This window comes from Methanocella conradii HZ254, assembly GCF_000251105.1.
Lineage (GTDB): Archaea > Halobacteriota > Methanocellia > Methanocellales > Methanocellaceae > Methanocella > Methanocella conradii.
In genome coordinates this window covers 2,079,223-2,092,859 of record NC_017034.1, presented here as the reverse complement: position 1 = coordinate 2,092,859, position 13,637 = coordinate 2,079,223, and the positions used below count along the sequence as shown (strand labels likewise).

Annotated in this window: 18 protein-coding genes and 2 tRNA genes; 7 read left to right on the top strand and 13 right to left on the bottom strand. The window is 53.7% G+C overall.

Annotated elements, in window-relative coordinates:
* Positions 1-4: 4 nt before the first annotated feature.
* The 3 genes from MTC_RS13400 to MTC_RS10990 form a co-directional block, all read right to left on the bottom strand.
* On the bottom strand, positions 5-157 hold the full coding sequence (locus MTC_RS13400) for a hypothetical protein (protein ID WP_014406770.1): 153 nt from the start codon (positions 155-157) through the stop codon (positions 5-7).
* A 5-nt stretch (positions 158-162) separates the two neighbouring features.
* Positions 163-984, bottom strand: a complete 822-nt coding sequence (locus MTC_RS10995; RefSeq protein WP_014406769.1) for a class I SAM-dependent methyltransferase — start codon at positions 982-984, stop codon at positions 163-165.
* A 67-nt stretch (positions 985-1,051) separates the two neighbouring features.
* A tRNA-Ser gene (locus tag MTC_RS10990) sits at positions 1,052-1,133 on the bottom strand.
* 90 nt (positions 1,134-1,223) lie between these two features.
* On the opposite strand from MTC_RS10990, the gene MTC_RS13395 reads away from it, so the two are divergent.
* From MTC_RS13395 to MTC_RS10965, 6 genes are all read left to right on the top strand, one after another.
* Complete coding sequence (locus MTC_RS13395) at positions 1,224-1,400, top strand: hypothetical protein (protein ID WP_014406768.1); 177 nt, start codon at positions 1,224-1,226, stop codon at positions 1,398-1,400.
* Positions 1,401-1,403: 3 nt separating this feature from the next.
* Positions 1,404-1,610, top strand: coding sequence for a MoaD/ThiS family protein (locus MTC_RS10985; protein ID WP_014406767.1), 207 nt, complete (start codon positions 1,404-1,406; stop codon positions 1,608-1,610).
* 35 nt (positions 1,611-1,645) lie between these two features.
* Positions 1,646-2,104: a DUF5788 family protein gene (locus MTC_RS10980; RefSeq protein WP_143767142.1), complete on the top strand. Its 459-nt coding sequence runs from the start codon at positions 1,646-1,648 to the stop codon at positions 2,102-2,104.
* Entirely contained in the window at positions 2,101-2,433 is a 333-nt protein-coding gene (locus MTC_RS10975) for a YkgJ family cysteine cluster protein (RefSeq protein WP_014406765.1), read from the top strand. The genes MTC_RS10980 and MTC_RS10975 overlap by 4 nt, the downstream gene beginning before the upstream one ends.
* Before the next feature lie 68 nt (positions 2,434-2,501).
* Positions 2,502-2,810 (top strand): stress response translation initiation inhibitor YciH, encoded by a 309-nt coding sequence (yciH, locus tag MTC_RS10970; protein ID WP_014406764.1) that lies wholly within the window; start codon positions 2,502-2,504, stop codon positions 2,808-2,810.
* A gap of 119 nt (positions 2,811-2,929) precedes the next feature.
* Complete coding sequence (locus tag MTC_RS10965) at positions 2,930-3,172, top strand: hypothetical protein (protein ID WP_014406763.1); 243 nt, start codon at positions 2,930-2,932, stop codon at positions 3,170-3,172.
* 5 nt (positions 3,173-3,177) lie between these two features.
* Here MTC_RS10965 and MTC_RS10960 read toward each other — a convergent pair whose 3' ends face one another.
* The 4 genes from MTC_RS10960 to MTC_RS10945 all read right to left on the bottom strand — a co-directional run bounded on the left by MTC_RS10960 (position 3,178) and on the right by MTC_RS10945 (position 7,850).
* Complete coding sequence (locus tag MTC_RS10960) at positions 3,178-4,260, bottom strand: hypothetical protein (RefSeq protein WP_014406762.1); 1,083 nt, start codon at positions 4,258-4,260, stop codon at positions 3,178-3,180.
* A 6-nt stretch (positions 4,261-4,266) separates the two neighbouring features.
* A complete protein-coding gene (locus tag MTC_RS10955) occupies positions 4,267-5,130 on the bottom strand; it encodes a hypothetical protein (protein ID WP_014406761.1) in 864 nt (287 codons plus the stop codon).
* 142 nt (positions 5,131-5,272) lie between these two features.
* Positions 5,273-5,623: a hypothetical protein gene (locus MTC_RS10950; protein ID WP_014406760.1), complete on the bottom strand. Its 351-nt coding sequence runs from the start codon at positions 5,621-5,623 to the stop codon at positions 5,273-5,275.
* A 178-nt stretch (positions 5,624-5,801) separates the two neighbouring features.
* The gene (locus tag MTC_RS10945) at positions 5,802-7,850 is read right to left on the bottom strand and encodes a DNA topoisomerase I (protein WP_048189667.1); all 2,049 of its coding nucleotides are present in this window, start codon (positions 7,848-7,850) and stop codon (positions 5,802-5,804) included.
* A gap of 266 nt (positions 7,851-8,116) precedes the next feature.
* Here MTC_RS10945 and MTC_RS10940 point away from each other — a divergent pair, with 266 nt between their 5' ends.
* Positions 8,117-8,338, top strand: coding sequence for a hypothetical protein (locus MTC_RS10940; RefSeq protein WP_048189374.1), 222 nt, complete (start codon positions 8,117-8,119; stop codon positions 8,336-8,338).
* Positions 8,339-8,493: 155 nt separating this feature from the next.
* On the opposite strand, the gene MTC_RS10935 is transcribed toward MTC_RS10940, so the two are convergent.
* The 6 genes from MTC_RS10935 to MTC_RS10910 all read right to left on the bottom strand — a co-directional run bounded on the left by MTC_RS10935 (position 8,494) and on the right by MTC_RS10910 (position 13,637).
* Positions 8,494-8,748: a SemiSWEET family sugar transporter gene (locus MTC_RS10935; RefSeq protein WP_014406757.1), complete on the bottom strand. Its 255-nt coding sequence runs from the start codon at positions 8,746-8,748 to the stop codon at positions 8,494-8,496.
* Between the two features lie 63 nt (positions 8,749-8,811).
* A complete protein-coding gene (locus MTC_RS10930; RefSeq protein ID WP_048189372.1) occupies positions 8,812-9,333 on the bottom strand; it encodes a hypothetical protein in 522 nt (173 codons plus the stop codon).
* A gap of 115 nt (positions 9,334-9,448) precedes the next feature.
* Positions 9,449-9,522, bottom strand: a tRNA-Val gene (locus MTC_RS10925).
* Between the two features lie 261 nt (positions 9,523-9,783).
* A complete protein-coding gene (locus MTC_RS10920; RefSeq protein WP_014406755.1) occupies positions 9,784-10,452 on the bottom strand; it encodes a 30S ribosomal protein S3ae in 669 nt (222 codons plus the stop codon).
* A 189-nt stretch (positions 10,453-10,641) separates the two neighbouring features.
* Positions 10,642-11,418 (bottom strand): MIP/aquaporin family protein, encoded by a 777-nt coding sequence (locus MTC_RS10915; protein WP_014406754.1) that lies wholly within the window; start codon positions 11,416-11,418, stop codon positions 10,642-10,644.
* Positions 11,419-11,453: 35 nt separating this feature from the next.
* Positions 11,454-13,637 (bottom strand): ATP-dependent DNA helicase, encoded by a 2,184-nt coding sequence (locus MTC_RS10910; protein ID WP_014406753.1) that lies wholly within the window; start codon positions 13,635-13,637, stop codon positions 11,454-11,456.

The following is a 13,637-nucleotide window of genomic DNA, read 5'->3' as shown; positions in this document are numbered from 1 at the left end:
GTATTCACAAAGCGCTTCCAGCCTGCTTCCTGGCCAGGCCTTTCGGCACGTTTTTCAAGAATCGCTTCGCTTCCTCCGCATTCTTGAGCGCCTCCAATAGCTCACCCCTTATCCATGAGAATATGATCGATTCAATGTCCTTTAGAGAGCTCTTCATGATACCTATCCTTTAGCATCCTCCAGAAAATATAATTGTTTTCTTTTATCGCTTACTTGACGCTTTCTGGCTACCACTATGAGGTCGTAAGTGCCGTCCCTGCCCAGGGGCCTCATCATGAAATCCTCGTATAATGCCAGGCCTGAGAACCCGGCCTCTTTTAATAGTCTTTTGAGGCTTTCGACGTTGATGGGGTTGTATTCGACCACGTCCACCTCGAAGCCGGGCTTGCCGCCTCTCTCTATTAGTGAGAGAATGTTGAAGACCACCCTGTCCTCATAGTAATCGATTGCGAAGATGAACGCCTCCGTGCCGTCCCCGGTGCGCCTGTATACCGAAGGTATAAACCGTTCTTTGTCCTCGTAGAGCCTGTCGAAGTTCTCCATGTGAATGATGACGATTCCGCCATATTTTAGTGCGCCGTACATGCCTTCTAATGCCTTTAAAACGTTCTCATCGCCGAACTCGTGCGGTAGCGAGTTGCCCATGGAGAGGGCGCAATCATATTTTTCGCCAGCTACTAGCTCCTTGACGTCTCCCACTCGAACCCTATCATCTAGCCCCATATCCTTTAGATTCTCCTTCGCCTTCCTGATCATGTGTGGCGATATGTCTATGCCGTCAACATGGTAGCCCATCTCTGAGAGCATTGCCACGTGGAATCCAGTTCCGCAGAAACAGTCTATCACACTCTCAACGCCGTTCGATTGTAGTATCTGCCTGAAAAACCGTCCCTCCCTTCTCTTGCGCTCTTCCCATGATGCGAATAAATCGTACTTGTCTACGAACCCGGAGTAAAAACGATGTAAGCTATCGGATGGGTTCATGATTAAAATAACGTAATCTATGTTAAAATAGGCAATTTAAGCTAAGGGCGGGACTTTATAAAGGAGGCGCCGAGGAGGAGACTTGAACTCCTAAGGCCTTGCGGCCGCTGGTTTTCGAGACCAGTCCCTTACCGTTAGAGTACCTCGGCATTAAAAATTGGCCACGCTTTAGCGCAGCGTGCCAGACGCGCTCCCAATTTATATGCCGCGAGTATTTATACCTTGTGTCGGACAATATTATGATAGTGATATTGATGCCTAACAAGTTCAGAAAGCGGAACATCGAGCGAAAAGGCGCCAAGAAGGAGCTCGAGAAAGAGCGAAAGCTCCTCGACAAGAACGTGGCCGGCCTGGCCAACGTGGAAGGGCTTAGCGAGGAATTCGAGGAGGAGACCTCCTTGAAAGAAGAGGTGTGAAGCTTGAAGGTTAGCGTCAAGGTTTTTACGGGTGGGGTAAGTGATAGGGAGGTAGAGCTGCCGGACGGCTCCACTTACTTTGACCTCCTCTCATTTTTAAAGGTGAACCCCGAAACCGTTGTAGTCTTTAGGGATGGCACCCCCGTGGCGTTTGACTCGGCCATCGAAGGCTCACGAATAGAAGTCCTCCGTGTCGTCTCTGGCGGATGAAGGCTATGAGGAGCCGTATTGAGATGGTATCACTGGTGAGCGACGAAGAAATGATATCAAAGGTCGAGCGCGAAAACATGCTCATAAAGCTGGACAAGGAGTTTGCGTTCGCAGGCGCCACCATACCCGCAGAGGTGGAGGTTGATGGCGAGCGCATAAAGCTCAGGGCATTCACCTTTGAGGTGTCGAAAAAAAGGGGAAGGCTGACGCCCTCAGAGGTGACGGAAGTCGACCGCGTCATAGCGCTGGTGAGAAAAAGGCGGAGAGAAATAGTGACGCGCATATCGAGGGAAGAGCTTACGAAGGCTGAAGCGAAAGAGCTATTCGAGGCCGCCCTGGGGCTCGACAGGGCGCTGGACACGCTCTACGCCGCCCCATTGCCAAAGCCATCCGTCAAGGAAGAGGCAAATAAGGCGAAGCTGGAGGATGGGCGGCGATGGCTCAACCTGATAAGGAAGGTATACTCAAGGGAAGATAAGAGGAAGCGGGAATGAGCGGGAAGCGAACCGGAAGCTGCAAGCGATGCGGCAACTGCTGCAGGGATTTCTGCATAGACCTGCACGTCGGCGGCGTCACAGACTACGAGTTTACGGAGTATATGAGGTGGCTGGAAGCCCACGTAGGGGTTAAGGCCCACGTCAAGGATTTCAAGGGCAGGGATGTCGAGCTACAGATCAGCAACCCCTGCAAGCATCTAGTGGATAACAAGGATGGCACCTACTCCTGCGCCATCCATGAAAATAAGCCGGATATCTGCAGGCGATACCCAGAAGAGGACTATGGCGACGAGATATCCAGAAAATGTGGCTACAGGTTTTTATAAAATTGTATGCGCACACATACCTAAAATATTTATACCAGTTTATAAATGATTAATGTAGAGAACAAAATATGGAAGTTTGCAACAAGTGTGGATTGCCAAAAGATCTTTGTATTTGCGAGGACCTGGCAAAGGAGACGCAGAAGATACGCGTGTATACGAATACGAGGCGTTTTAAGAAGATTACGACCATTATCGAGGGCATCGATACAAAAAACGTCAATATTAAAGAGCTTTCCCAGAAGCTGAAGACAAAGTTCGCCTGCGGAGGCACCATCAAGGACGGCCGCATCGAGCTCCAGGGCGACCACAGGGAAGAGGTAAAGAAGCTCCTAGTAAGCTATGGTTTCTCTCCAGACCTCATCGAGCTAAAAATGTGATTACTCTTTTTTACAAGCGCAATCTTGCGTAATCCGTTAGTAAATTTCAATTTCCTGCGCTCATAATATCATTGTGTATCAATAAAATCGATAAAAGAGCATTGGTTTGAGGTGTGGAAATGGCGGAAAGAGAGAAAGGCGCGATGACGGTCAGAGAAGCGGGCCATAAGGGCGGTGAAAAGACGAAAGAGAGATACGGCGAAGAATTCTACGAGGAGATAGGCCGCAAGGGCGGCAAGATCGGCGGAGAGACGACCAAGGAACGATACGGGGGCAGCTTTTATGAGGACATCGGCCACAGGGGTGGCCAGAAGGTCAAAGAGCTGATCGAGAGGGGCAAGACTCTTCGCGGCGAGAAGTGACTTTTTTAAAACATCAACGTCCAGAACCTTGGCATTATCTGAGTTCCAGGCTGAGTCATGTTAAGGGCGCTCTGCATGCAATAATAATGCTCGTCAATCCTTGGCATGACGTATGGCCTCTCATATGGGTCTATCCAGAGTGGGGCAGACGTGTCGCCGGCATAGGCTTTTCCCATCATGCCTCCCCTGTGGGAGTTACGCCACATCCGCTCAACTATGGACATGTTGTTTATCTGCTCCGTGGTCGCGTCGAAGCTAAAATCTGCATATGTCAGGCCTGACGAGGTTGTATTTATAGGTTTCAAGCTATTGCTAGCGCTTTTCGACTGATTGCCTGCAGCCTTATTATTCGTCGTCATGCGGGCCGCTCCAACGCTACCCGCCCCGTTTGTCGAGCATGAGCCGTAGCCAGGGTTCGGGAACACCGTCTGCGTCTTATCTATCATATCGAAGTACCATGGATATATGACCGGCTCATCCTGTGGGCCGCTGCTCGCGTTTTTTGGCTTGAATAAATCCATGGAGTATGCGGCCTTAGCATTGGCGCCTGCCGTGGACGCTTTAGGCGTTGACTTATTCATCTCCTTTAGCTTATTACGGATTGCGATAGCCCCGTACTGCTCGGGATAGAGCTGCGACCATCCGAGCATTGAGGCCGGCCGTATCGCCTGCTGCACAGCCTCCGGGTAATCCGGAGACAGGGGCACATTACCCAGGACGGTCTCGGGCCGGTAGTTATAGTTTGCCTGGAAGAACCCGACGCTCGACGCCGACATTTCCTGGCTGCTCTCTTCGCTTATCGAGGGCAATGCCAGGCTGACCTGGCCGAACGGCAGCGCGCCCGAGAAGGATGCGTCATAAGACTCCACATCGCTTGTATCCAGCGTTTGCTGGTGGAACAGGGTCTGTATGCTCCTGGAATTATAGAGGTCGTTGCCAAAAATGGCATCGTCCCCTACCCTCATCAGGTAGCGGGCCTCAGTCCTGGCGAAAGCCTCTGTTGACAGGATAGCGAGCGCAGCTATCGGGATAAGCAAAGCTAAGGCGGCTATTTTCAATGCCCTTCCTCTCGACAGCCTTATCGCCATATGCTCTCACAGGTCCCAAAATACGGGGGCTATACGCTCCCCAGGCCTGGTCTTCTTCAAGGCATTCTGCAAGATCTTATTCATGTCAATCTGGTTAAAGACCCCTTTACCATTATCGTATGGGTCGATCCACTCGGGGTACTGGGTAGGGCCTTCGTACGCCTTGTGCATGGTGCTCCCGATGAAGGCGTTCCTATAGACGCGCTGTAGCGTTGTCATGTTCTTGATCTCCTCCTTTGTGGCCCCTGGACTGACCCTGGGCCTCCTTTCGCCCCACCCTGGCCTCAGCTTCCCCGCGTTATTCAGGCTGGCGCTGAGGCTGCCATACTCGGGCATGCTGCTAGAGCCTGTCAGGATACCAGGGCTGGCGAGGCTATTCACGTCCAGCATTAAGCTACCTGTGGACGCCTTTGCGATGGGCATCATGTAAGGCCATATGAACTCCGAGCCTAGCATCCTGTTGGACTTGAGCGGATGGCCGGACGCGAGGCGTATGCCAAGCGGCTCGGCGCCGGCGTTGCCCGCGGCCACGTCCGAGATGTAAGCCCAGTTTGCGGCGAAGAAGCCCGAGCTGGATGAATTAAGGGAGAGCGCATTCTCCTCTTGTATGGAGGGGAGGGCGATGCTCACAGGCCCGAAGGGAATGCCGCTTGAGAAAGACGCATCATAATGCTCCAGGCCACTCAAGCTCGATGATTGCTGATGATAGATCTCTGCCACGGGATGCTGTACGCTAAAATCCTCGCCAGTGATGGCGTCGCCCGCCTGTAGCGCCCACCGTCCTTCAAGCCTCGCAGAGGAGCCCGGCGCCAGAAAGCCTATGGCCAGACATGCTACTGTTAATATATACATGGCCCTAAACGCGCCCACTACTGCCCACCTCAACGGTATTCGGCTAAACCCTCAACTATGAGTACAAGTGCCATATTTTTAAATATTAACGCCATAAAATCCAAATATAATACAGTTTTTGCGCCGCAACGCTAAAAAGAAAAGGGCATAAAGCCTTTAATCATTTCACTAAAAGGTCAAGGGTAAACTTAGTAATGGCATTGCATTGGTCGGGGGTGACATTCCCCAAAAATCTGATTATGAGCTCCGGCATCTCCTCGAGGTGGACGGGCCTGGGCTCCTCATTGTACTTAGCCTTGAACTCGTCATACTTTTTCCAGTAATGCTTCTTGTCCAGATCCCTGACGTGTACGAGGAATAGCTGGTCGGCCTTGACGGGCTTCCTGCTGCCATCGTCCACGATGAAGCCCGCCTCCTCAAGCTTTTCTATTATGTCCTTCGGCAGCTCGCATGCCAGCGCTATGACGGAGTTATAATCCTTGTGCCTTTGCCAGACGTCCCAGTCTCTCACGTTTTAAGCCTCCTGCATACCACATAGGGCTGAGGTAGCATAAATGTGCCGTTTTAACGTTGAGCTTACTGGGTAATCTGGCATATTCCTGAGGGGCTTCAAGGTTGTAAGGGCCGTTGCCAGTGATTGTAATAGTATTTCCGGCGCCCGTGAGCTGACGCCCTTTACAGCATTATGCTTATTTTTGGGTCGGCTGCGCGTAAAACGCTTCCTTTTTGCATGCCGGACACCCATATTCATAGGCTTTGCCCTTTATCGTTTTGCCGTCCTTATCCCTGGATGAGGGTGGCGTAACCTTGAGCAGGTGGAGCCTGTGCTTTTCGCATATCTTTTTTTCGAACTTCAGGGTGCCGGGCGGTATGTTATATGTATTACGGCACTCCGGGAACCCGCTACAGGCTATGAACTTTCGCCTGTCGGCCTTTGTCTCCCTTATGACGAGAGGGCTGCCACAGATGGGGCATGGGCCGATATCGCTATCCAGGGCAGCGCCCGCCCTGAGAGCTTTGCCGATGTCGGCGCGGCGAGGCTCAAGCTGGTCAAATATGGCGCGGAGCATCTTCCTGGATTCCAGTACCACGTCATCCTTTTTCAGACGGCTCTCGGCGATGGCGTCCATGTCCTTCTCCAGCTTTCCCGTCATATCAGGGGTGGTGATGGCGTTTGCGTGTGCCCTTAGGGCGTCGATGAGCGTTATTCCCGTTTGCGTTGGCTTAGGCGGGTTACCCTCGATGTAGCCCCGGCTATATAGCTTGCTAAGGGCTTCATGCCTGGTGGCCTTGGTGCCCAGCCCCAGCTTTTCCATGAGCTCGATAAGCCTGCCCTGGCCGTACCGTTTTGGCGGCTCGGTCTTCTTCTCTAAAAGGTTGATTTTCTTGACGGCCAGCACGTCCCCCACGCTCAATGGGGGCAGGACCTCTTCCTTCGGCATGCCGTATGGATAGTGCTTCCTCCATCCTGGAGCGGACAGGCGTTTGCCGTCTGCCGAGAATGGCTCCCCGCTTATATCCACCTCGGCCCTCACGACATCCCACTCGCATGGCGGCGAAAGCGTTGCAAAGAAGCGCCTCACGACAAGCTCATACAGCTTCCAGTGGCGCTCGTCCATCTGAGCCTTTGAAGCGCAGGCCACCGGATAGATGGGCGGATGGTCCTTGCTCTCGACCTTACCTTTCGTTGGCACGAGGCTTCTCTGGGCGAGCAATTCGAGAGCGCTTTGGGCAAACTCGGGGCTTGCCTTGAACAATCCTACGGCCTGCCGCAGGTCCAGCGTAGGGGGGTATACAGTATTATCGGTACGAGGGTACGATATCCGCCCATTGATGTAAAGCTCCTCGGCAGCCTGCATGGCACCCGCAGCGCTAAATCCAATAGCAGAGGCTGCCTTCAGAAGCTCTGTCGTGCTAAAAGGTGTGGGCGCGGGCTCTTTTTTACTTTCCCGGAGGATGCTCTTCACCGTGGCCGCCTTCCCCAGTTTTTTATAGATGGCCATGGCCTCCTCCTTATTATCAAAACGCCCCTTCTTGTGCCTGGCCATGAAGGCTTCGGCTCCCTTCAGCAGCACAGCGGCTAGCTCCCAGTAAGGCTTCGACACGAATGCCTGTATCTCCTTTTCCCGGTCCACGATGATGGCCAATAGCGGAGTCTGAACCCGGCCTACCGAGAGAAAGTCCTTACCCGCCCTGTTGCCCGCCAGCGACACGAACCTCGTCAAAGCAGCGCCCCATACCAGGTCGATCTCCTGGCGGCACTCCCCGGCGGCGGCGAGGCTAAAGTCAAGCGATGTGGGCTTCGAGAACGCCCCCAGGATCTCCTGCCTGGCGAACGAGCTATAGCGCACCCTATCGAATGGCGCCTTAGATAGCCGCCTTACTATATTGTAAGCCTCCACTCCTATCAGCTCTCCCTCGCGGTCATAGTCGGTGGCGATGGTCACCCTCGTGGCGGAAGGGGCCAGAGACTCAAGGGCACCTATGATATCCTTTTTAGTGGGCACGGTAATGACGGGCGCGGCGATGAGCGCGGAGGGAGGATGGGCCGTCCAGCGGCCATACTCTGGAGGAAAGTCCAGTTCCACGACGTGGCCTGCAAGCCCTATCACGGCTGCATCCGCCTTATTTGACCTGTAGACTGGTACGCCGTTCACCCTGCTGGCCACGCAATCCTGGAACAGTATGCTGGCTATCTTGCTGGCGGCGTCGTGCTTCTCGGTAATGATAAGATGCATGTCATCTAAGCAATATGGCAAGCCAATATTAAGGCTTTCCTGGCTTGAGCCCAATATTTTTATGCCTTATGATAAAACACTACATGCGTGGACTCATTTACGCATGTACCTCATCATCGCAACCCTCCTCTCGCTCATAGGAAGGCCGGACCTGGATATCCTTTTTAGCCTTTTCTCTGATAAGGACGCACGCCTGTACATATTCACTCCTGACGCATATATCAGCCGACTACCTCGCCTATCCGGGCATACCGCTCTTATACCCCATGTCGGATAAGAAGCACACTTTAGGCATATTTGGCGGGCCAAACTTATTGATAATGCTCGCCAGCGTCGCCTACATCGCCTTCATGTCAGCCGGCATGGCGAGCATAGAGCAGCCCTGGTTATATGTGGCCACATTTTTATTGATACTGGCATTTTGCACGGGCGCTAAAGCCTGTGCGGCCTTAAAGACCAGAGGGCATACGATAGCCACCCCTAATTAAATGGCTGGCGGTCGAAAGCCGCCCCGAAATCAAGCGATTAAGGTATCATTCTTACATCGTGACCATGAAAAGGACGGCAATGCCATAAAGTTCAGCGGCCCGCTAAGGGAAAGAGGCATAATCCATTATCCACCATATCATAAAAACGCTATCGTTCAGCCATAGGCACGCTTCAACGCCAAAATAAGGATACAGAGGCCAAGGCTGACCGTGTTCCAGAGTACGATGGCCACGTCAGCGCGGGCCACGCCGTAGACAAGCCAGAGGCACATGCCCGCCGACATGAGCATGAAGAATAGGGCCGAAACGTCCCTCGCCGATTTTGTCCGTAATATCCTGACGGCCTGGGGTATAGAGCTACTCGTAGTGAGCGCCCCGGCCATTAGGCCTACTAGTATGATCGCGTCCATCGAAGTCTAACAAGGCAGGTCAGGCTAAAAATAGTTTCCCATGAGGGGTCTGAAAGAAATCCCCTATTTTTTAGCCCCATCCTTCGGCGGCAGGTAGCGTGCCTGTACGGCCTCGAACTCCCTGGACCTCAGGAAAGCCATCAGCTCCTGAATGGTACAGAACTTATACTCCTTCGGCAACTGAAGCTCCTTAAGAACGTATACATGATTATACTGGTATATCTCGAGCCTGGCGCAAGCGTCCCTTATCAGCATATTTTTGTCGCCATCCCAGGTCTTCTTCCACTTCTTGAAATCAGAGTCGTCCTTAAAGAGGGCACGGGCCTTATCGCCCTTATACACGACTCCATCCTTCTTCACCTCAAAAGAGCTTCCATCCACCACCGCCTTGACCACACGGCTCGTGCCCACCTGGTACTCGAAGATATCGCCATCATAGAAAAAAGTCCTATTATGAGTCCTGACGTATTCATCGGTCAGCGGGCTCAAGATGCTGGAATAGCCTTTCACGTATCTCATCTCATCCAGTAATTCCTGGACAGAAATCTCCTTTTGGCCCAACTCGTCCAGTATGTCCACTGCCATCCCTCCAGATAAAATCCGCCCAGGCGAGCGCGCTCGCCGCCTGCGTTCCTTAACATAGATAGTAGATTTTAAAGTATATATAAATGATGACTTAACGCCGTTAATCAAAAGGGGATGGGCCCGAAGGGATTCGAACCCCTGATCTCCGCCGTGTGAAGGCGACGTCATAACCAACTAGACCACAGGCCCGGCTCACATTATTGTGCCATTCATATATATTAAAATTATCGCCCGCGCATAAAAAGCGTATAAAAACTATGGCTTCCTTACGGTGGGATTCCATGTTCCTTTTGCAGGGGTCGATTCCCCCCCTGGCTTTATCCGTGCGACCCGGCTTTTCACTATAGGCATGGGGTAATATACTTTATTCGGAATAGTATGCGGCTGCATTGTTAAAAATCCAGACAAAAGAAAAAGAAAGAACCCCCACAATAGGGGGCACAAATTACATTACTGAGATGGCGCTGGCGGCGCAGGGGGAGAAGAGGCGGGCTGCTCACTCGGCGCAGGCGCAGCGGAAGGGGCAGCGGCAGCAACGGCAGGCCTAAACACGACCTCAGACTTAGCCACCTCAACCCTCCTCAACGGGTAAATATTCTTAGTAGCCTTATAGATATCAGCCGCTATCTTGCCATTCACCACGTCCGAGACGAGCTCGTTAAAGGTAAGCTCCTTCGAGCGGTTCTCTACAACCTCCACCATGACCTTCCGAATGCTCTCAATCTGAGACGTCCTCGCCCGCTTCACAGTGAAAACCAGGGGCTTAAGACGGAGCTTGTAGCCGTCCTTGGTGGTCACGACCAGGTTCGCGTCGATCTTCGTGGTACGGCGCTTGACCAGAGACCTCATATAGTCCTTAGTCATCTCATGGCCGATGAAAGACGTGTACGCGCTATTCCCCCCGACCTCTTCAATCCTGAAGAGCATCTTGGTGTTCTGCTTCGCCCAGTCGCCGGTTATGTCGCCCAGCGTGGACTCCATAACCCTGCCTATCATCTTCTCGGGCTCGTCCGCGAGGGTCTCGCCTATGTTAACCCGGTTGAACTCGGCCGGCGCGAATACCTGGTACCAGTTTTTAGCCCTGAACGCGTCGACCTTCTTCGCTGCTTTTCTCGCCATTTAAATCTCCTCTGTAGTGTTAAGGGTGGCCATAAAGGCCACGACCGCGTTTCGCCTCTAATGAGGCGTAGCCGTGCCCACACGGGCACCGTCCTGGAAGGGACGTTTCACACTAGCCTAAAACGATAGTCTGAATTGGCTGGAGTATAGATACACGAGGGTGTATATATGCCTAACTGAGGAAGATGCTCACTTTTTCGCAGTTGCCTCAGAAGCGGGCTTCTCAGCCTTCAGGCCAGCGATATAGCTGTACAGGAATGCAGCTACCATCGCGCCAATCACGGGGCCGATGACGTATATGGGGAGCTGCGACCAGTTGTTCGCCCCGCCCATCAGCCAATCTAGCAGGTATGGGCCGAAAGTACGGGCCGGGTTCAGCGAGCCGCCGGTTACGTTACCCGTCGCAACGATTGACATGGCAACCGTCGAGCCAATGGCCACTCCCGCCCATCCTGCCGGCGCCCTCCTGTCAACGGCCGTGCCCATCACGGCCAGCATCAGGAAGAAAGTGGCCACGGCTTCGCTCAGGATGGCCTGCCAGTACGTGACGCCGAACCCCATCGTGGTAGCGCCAAGGCCGACATCGACTGCACGCATGCCCCATATCGCCGCCACGCTCAGCGACGCCAGCGAGGCCCCGATAAGCTGTGCGACTATATAGGCTATGGCGTCCTTCGCCGGAAACCGGCCGGTAGCCCATAACGCTATGCTTACCGCGGGGTTGATGTGCGTGCCCGATATGTGCCCTATGGTGTAAGCCATGATCACGATTGCGACGCCGAACGCCAGGCCTATCGCCAGCCATTCGGCCATACCGAAGCCGACATTAAAAGAATTGCCGGCGATGGGCGCCTGCCCCTGTACGAGCAACGCTGCCGTTACCACCGCCCCCGTTCCCAGGAACACGAGAGCGTACGTGCCTATAAGCTCTGCCAGCGAGCGCTTTATGAGACCTATTTCCGCCATATGTATGCCACAATTAATATGTTAGCCATTATCCATTAAGCCTTTGCTTTTTTCTCCTTAGGCTTCTCGTCCATCCTTTTAATATCCATAAAGAAGTTCATCATGGAATACTTGACCTTCTCCGGCTTTATGTCATGGAACTCGCTGCGCTCATCCTCAGGGAACTGGGCGTAGATTGAGTAGCGCTTCATGTCCTTGACCGATTGCTGGGTGTAGCGGTGGTCGATAAGGATGCGTATGCCATAGTCTTCGGGGGAGCGGACCACGCGCCCGTTGGCCTGCCGGATACGGCGTATAGTGGGGTATAAAACGCCGTACTCCCAGCCTTTCCCCGGGCCAAACTTCGCGTCATAGGCGTTCTGGACCGCTTCCATGCGGTCATTAAGCGAGGGGAAGCCGACGCCGACTATGGCCACGGTACGGCACCTATCAAACTTGTAGTCCACCCCTTCAGTCAAAGTGCCCCATAGATAGGTGAGCAACACTGCCTTCCCGCCCTTATCCCCATGCTTAAAGAACTCGTTCTTCGCGTTTTGGGCGGGGACGCCGGCTTCATCCAAAAACACCGGCACGTCTACCTTGATGAGCCTGCTATAGCGCTCCGCCTCCGCAGCGCTTGGGAAAAAGATGAGGACATTGCCCTCGGAGCCGCTTATGATGTCCTCGAGCAGCCCGACGAGAGTCTTTACCGTATCTGGCATATGCCGGTCCTTTGCGAACTGCGGCTGCACGTCAACGGCAAGCGTCCTGCGCCTCTCCGGGGGGAAAGTTGTGCCAAAGCTGAGCTCCACCGTCTCCCGCACTATCCCTAGCGTGGACCGAACCATGTCGAACGGCTTCAGGGTGGCTGACATGAGGATTACAGAATATGCCCCATCCATTATCGGCCTGGTCACGTCCGTGGGTATACAGCTATAAAGCTCTATGCGGCCATACACCTCTCCCTCCCTGCTTCGGCGGACGTTTAGCACCGGATAATAGTCCACATTATCAGAATTCCTGGCATAAAAGAGCATGAACTTCCCGACGTCAAGAAGCGAGGAGCGCCTTCTCGTCTCGCTCCTGCCATCCTTATACTCCTTTTCGTATGCCTCGTCTATGTCCAATCCAACGTTTATGGCCTCGCCCAGCACCTCTAGCAGGTCGATGCCCCGCTCCTTTAAGTCGCTTTTAAGCTTTTGCATCAGAAGGTCGTCTCCACCGTGCGGGTCACGTATCGTGATGTCCGTCCACGACTGCGTGAGGCGCTCAGCCTCCCCAAACCCGAGCCTCGAGCTATAAGCGGCCCTGATGGTATTAAGCAGAAGCGTCAAAAAATATTCCAGGTCTTCTTTTGAATCGCTCTGGCTGGCCGCAGCCTCCATGATGGAGCGCTCCACGGTGTGCTCGGAAAGGGTCAGTGACGAGTGCACCCTGGCCTGCGCCTCCAGGTTATGGGCCTCGTCAAAGATGAGGATGACATCCGACAGCGTGCAGCCCATCCAGGAGAGCAGCCGGGCCTGGATGTCCGCGTCCAGGATGTGATGGTAGTTGCATATGATAAGCTCCGCCTCCTTAAGGTGGCGCTTGAGCAGCTCATAGCCGCACTGGCCCTTCTTCAGCGCCTCCGCGGCGATGTCGTCCGGGCTGCGCACCCCGCTGAACAGCCATTCCCTGAATGAGGCGTTATCCTCTTTAAGCACTGCCATAAGGTAAGGGCAGGAACGCTTCTTAAGCTGTGCCGCCCTGTCCTGCTCTGCCATGACCTCGCTCGCTATGCTCTGGCGCAGGTCCGCGAAGCTGCCGTCCTCCCGCGCCCTTTTCACGGCCGCCCTCGCCCGCTCCTTCAGCTTAAAGATGTCCCTCTCAAGCTCAAGCAGCTCATATGTGTTCTCTCTAAGGAGGCTGCACTCGTCGAAGTCTTTCTCCATGGGGCACATGTGCACCTTGCCCTTGAGCACGGCAACCCTTATGTCGGCGATGGCCTTTATCTCCCGGGCCTCTTCGATGAACTGCTCCATCTGCTGATGGACGTTTGTGGCTATTATAACCTTTTTATTTTTTTCTCGGGCGATGGCGAGCGAAGGCACCAGCGCAGAAAGCGTCTTGCCCGTGCCGCAGGCGCCCTCGAAGAGTACTAGCCTGCCCGCTGATAGCGCCTCATATATCCTGTCCATGGCCTCTTTCTGGTTTGGGTAAAAGGATGGCTTCGGGAAGAACTTTTCATAGGCTGGCGGCAT

Coding starts and splice junctions, on each gene's coding strand:
- MTC_RS10940 (WP_048189374.1), top strand. CDS start 8,117: ATGTCGGATAAGAAGCACACTTTAGGCATATTTGGCGGGCCAAACTTA.
- yciH (WP_014406764.1), top strand. CDS start 2,502: ATGGAAGTTTGCAACAAGTGTGGATTGCCAAAAGATCTTTGTATTTGC.
- MTC_RS10910 (WP_014406753.1), bottom strand. CDS start 13,637: ATGCCGCCAGCCTATGAAAAGTTCTTCCCGAAGCCATCCTTTTACCCA.
- MTC_RS10975 (WP_014406765.1), top strand. CDS start 2,101: ATGAGCGGGAAGCGAACCGGAAGCTGCAAGCGATGCGGCAACTGCTGC.
- MTC_RS13400 (WP_014406770.1), bottom strand. CDS start 157: ATGAAGAGCTCTCTAAAGGACATTGAATCGATCATATTCTCATGGATA.
- MTC_RS10935 (WP_014406757.1), bottom strand. CDS start 8,748: ATGGACGCGATCATACTAGTAGGCCTAATGGCCGGGGCGCTCACTACG.
- MTC_RS10995 (WP_014406769.1), bottom strand. CDS start 984: ATGAACCCATCCGATAGCTTACATCGTTTTTACTCCGGGTTCGTAGAC.
- MTC_RS10915 (WP_014406754.1), bottom strand. CDS start 11,418: ATGGCGGAAATAGGTCTCATAAAGCGCTCGCTGGCAGAGCTTATAGGC.
- MTC_RS13395 (WP_014406768.1), top strand. CDS start 1,224: ATGATAGTGATATTGATGCCTAACAAGTTCAGAAAGCGGAACATCGAG.
- MTC_RS10945 (WP_048189667.1), bottom strand. CDS start 7,850: ATGCATCTTATCATTACCGAGAAGCACGACGCCGCCAGCAAGATAGCC.
- MTC_RS10920 (WP_014406755.1), bottom strand. CDS start 10,452: ATGGCGAGAAAAGCAGCGAAGAAGGTCGACGCGTTCAGGGCTAAAAAC.
- MTC_RS10965 (WP_014406763.1), top strand. CDS start 2,930: ATGGCGGAAAGAGAGAAAGGCGCGATGACGGTCAGAGAAGCGGGCCAT.
- MTC_RS10960 (WP_014406762.1), bottom strand. CDS start 4,260: ATGGCGATAAGGCTGTCGAGAGGAAGGGCATTGAAAATAGCCGCCTTA.
- MTC_RS10930 (WP_048189372.1), bottom strand. CDS start 9,333: ATGGCAGTGGACATACTGGACGAGTTGGGCCAAAAGGAGATTTCTGTC.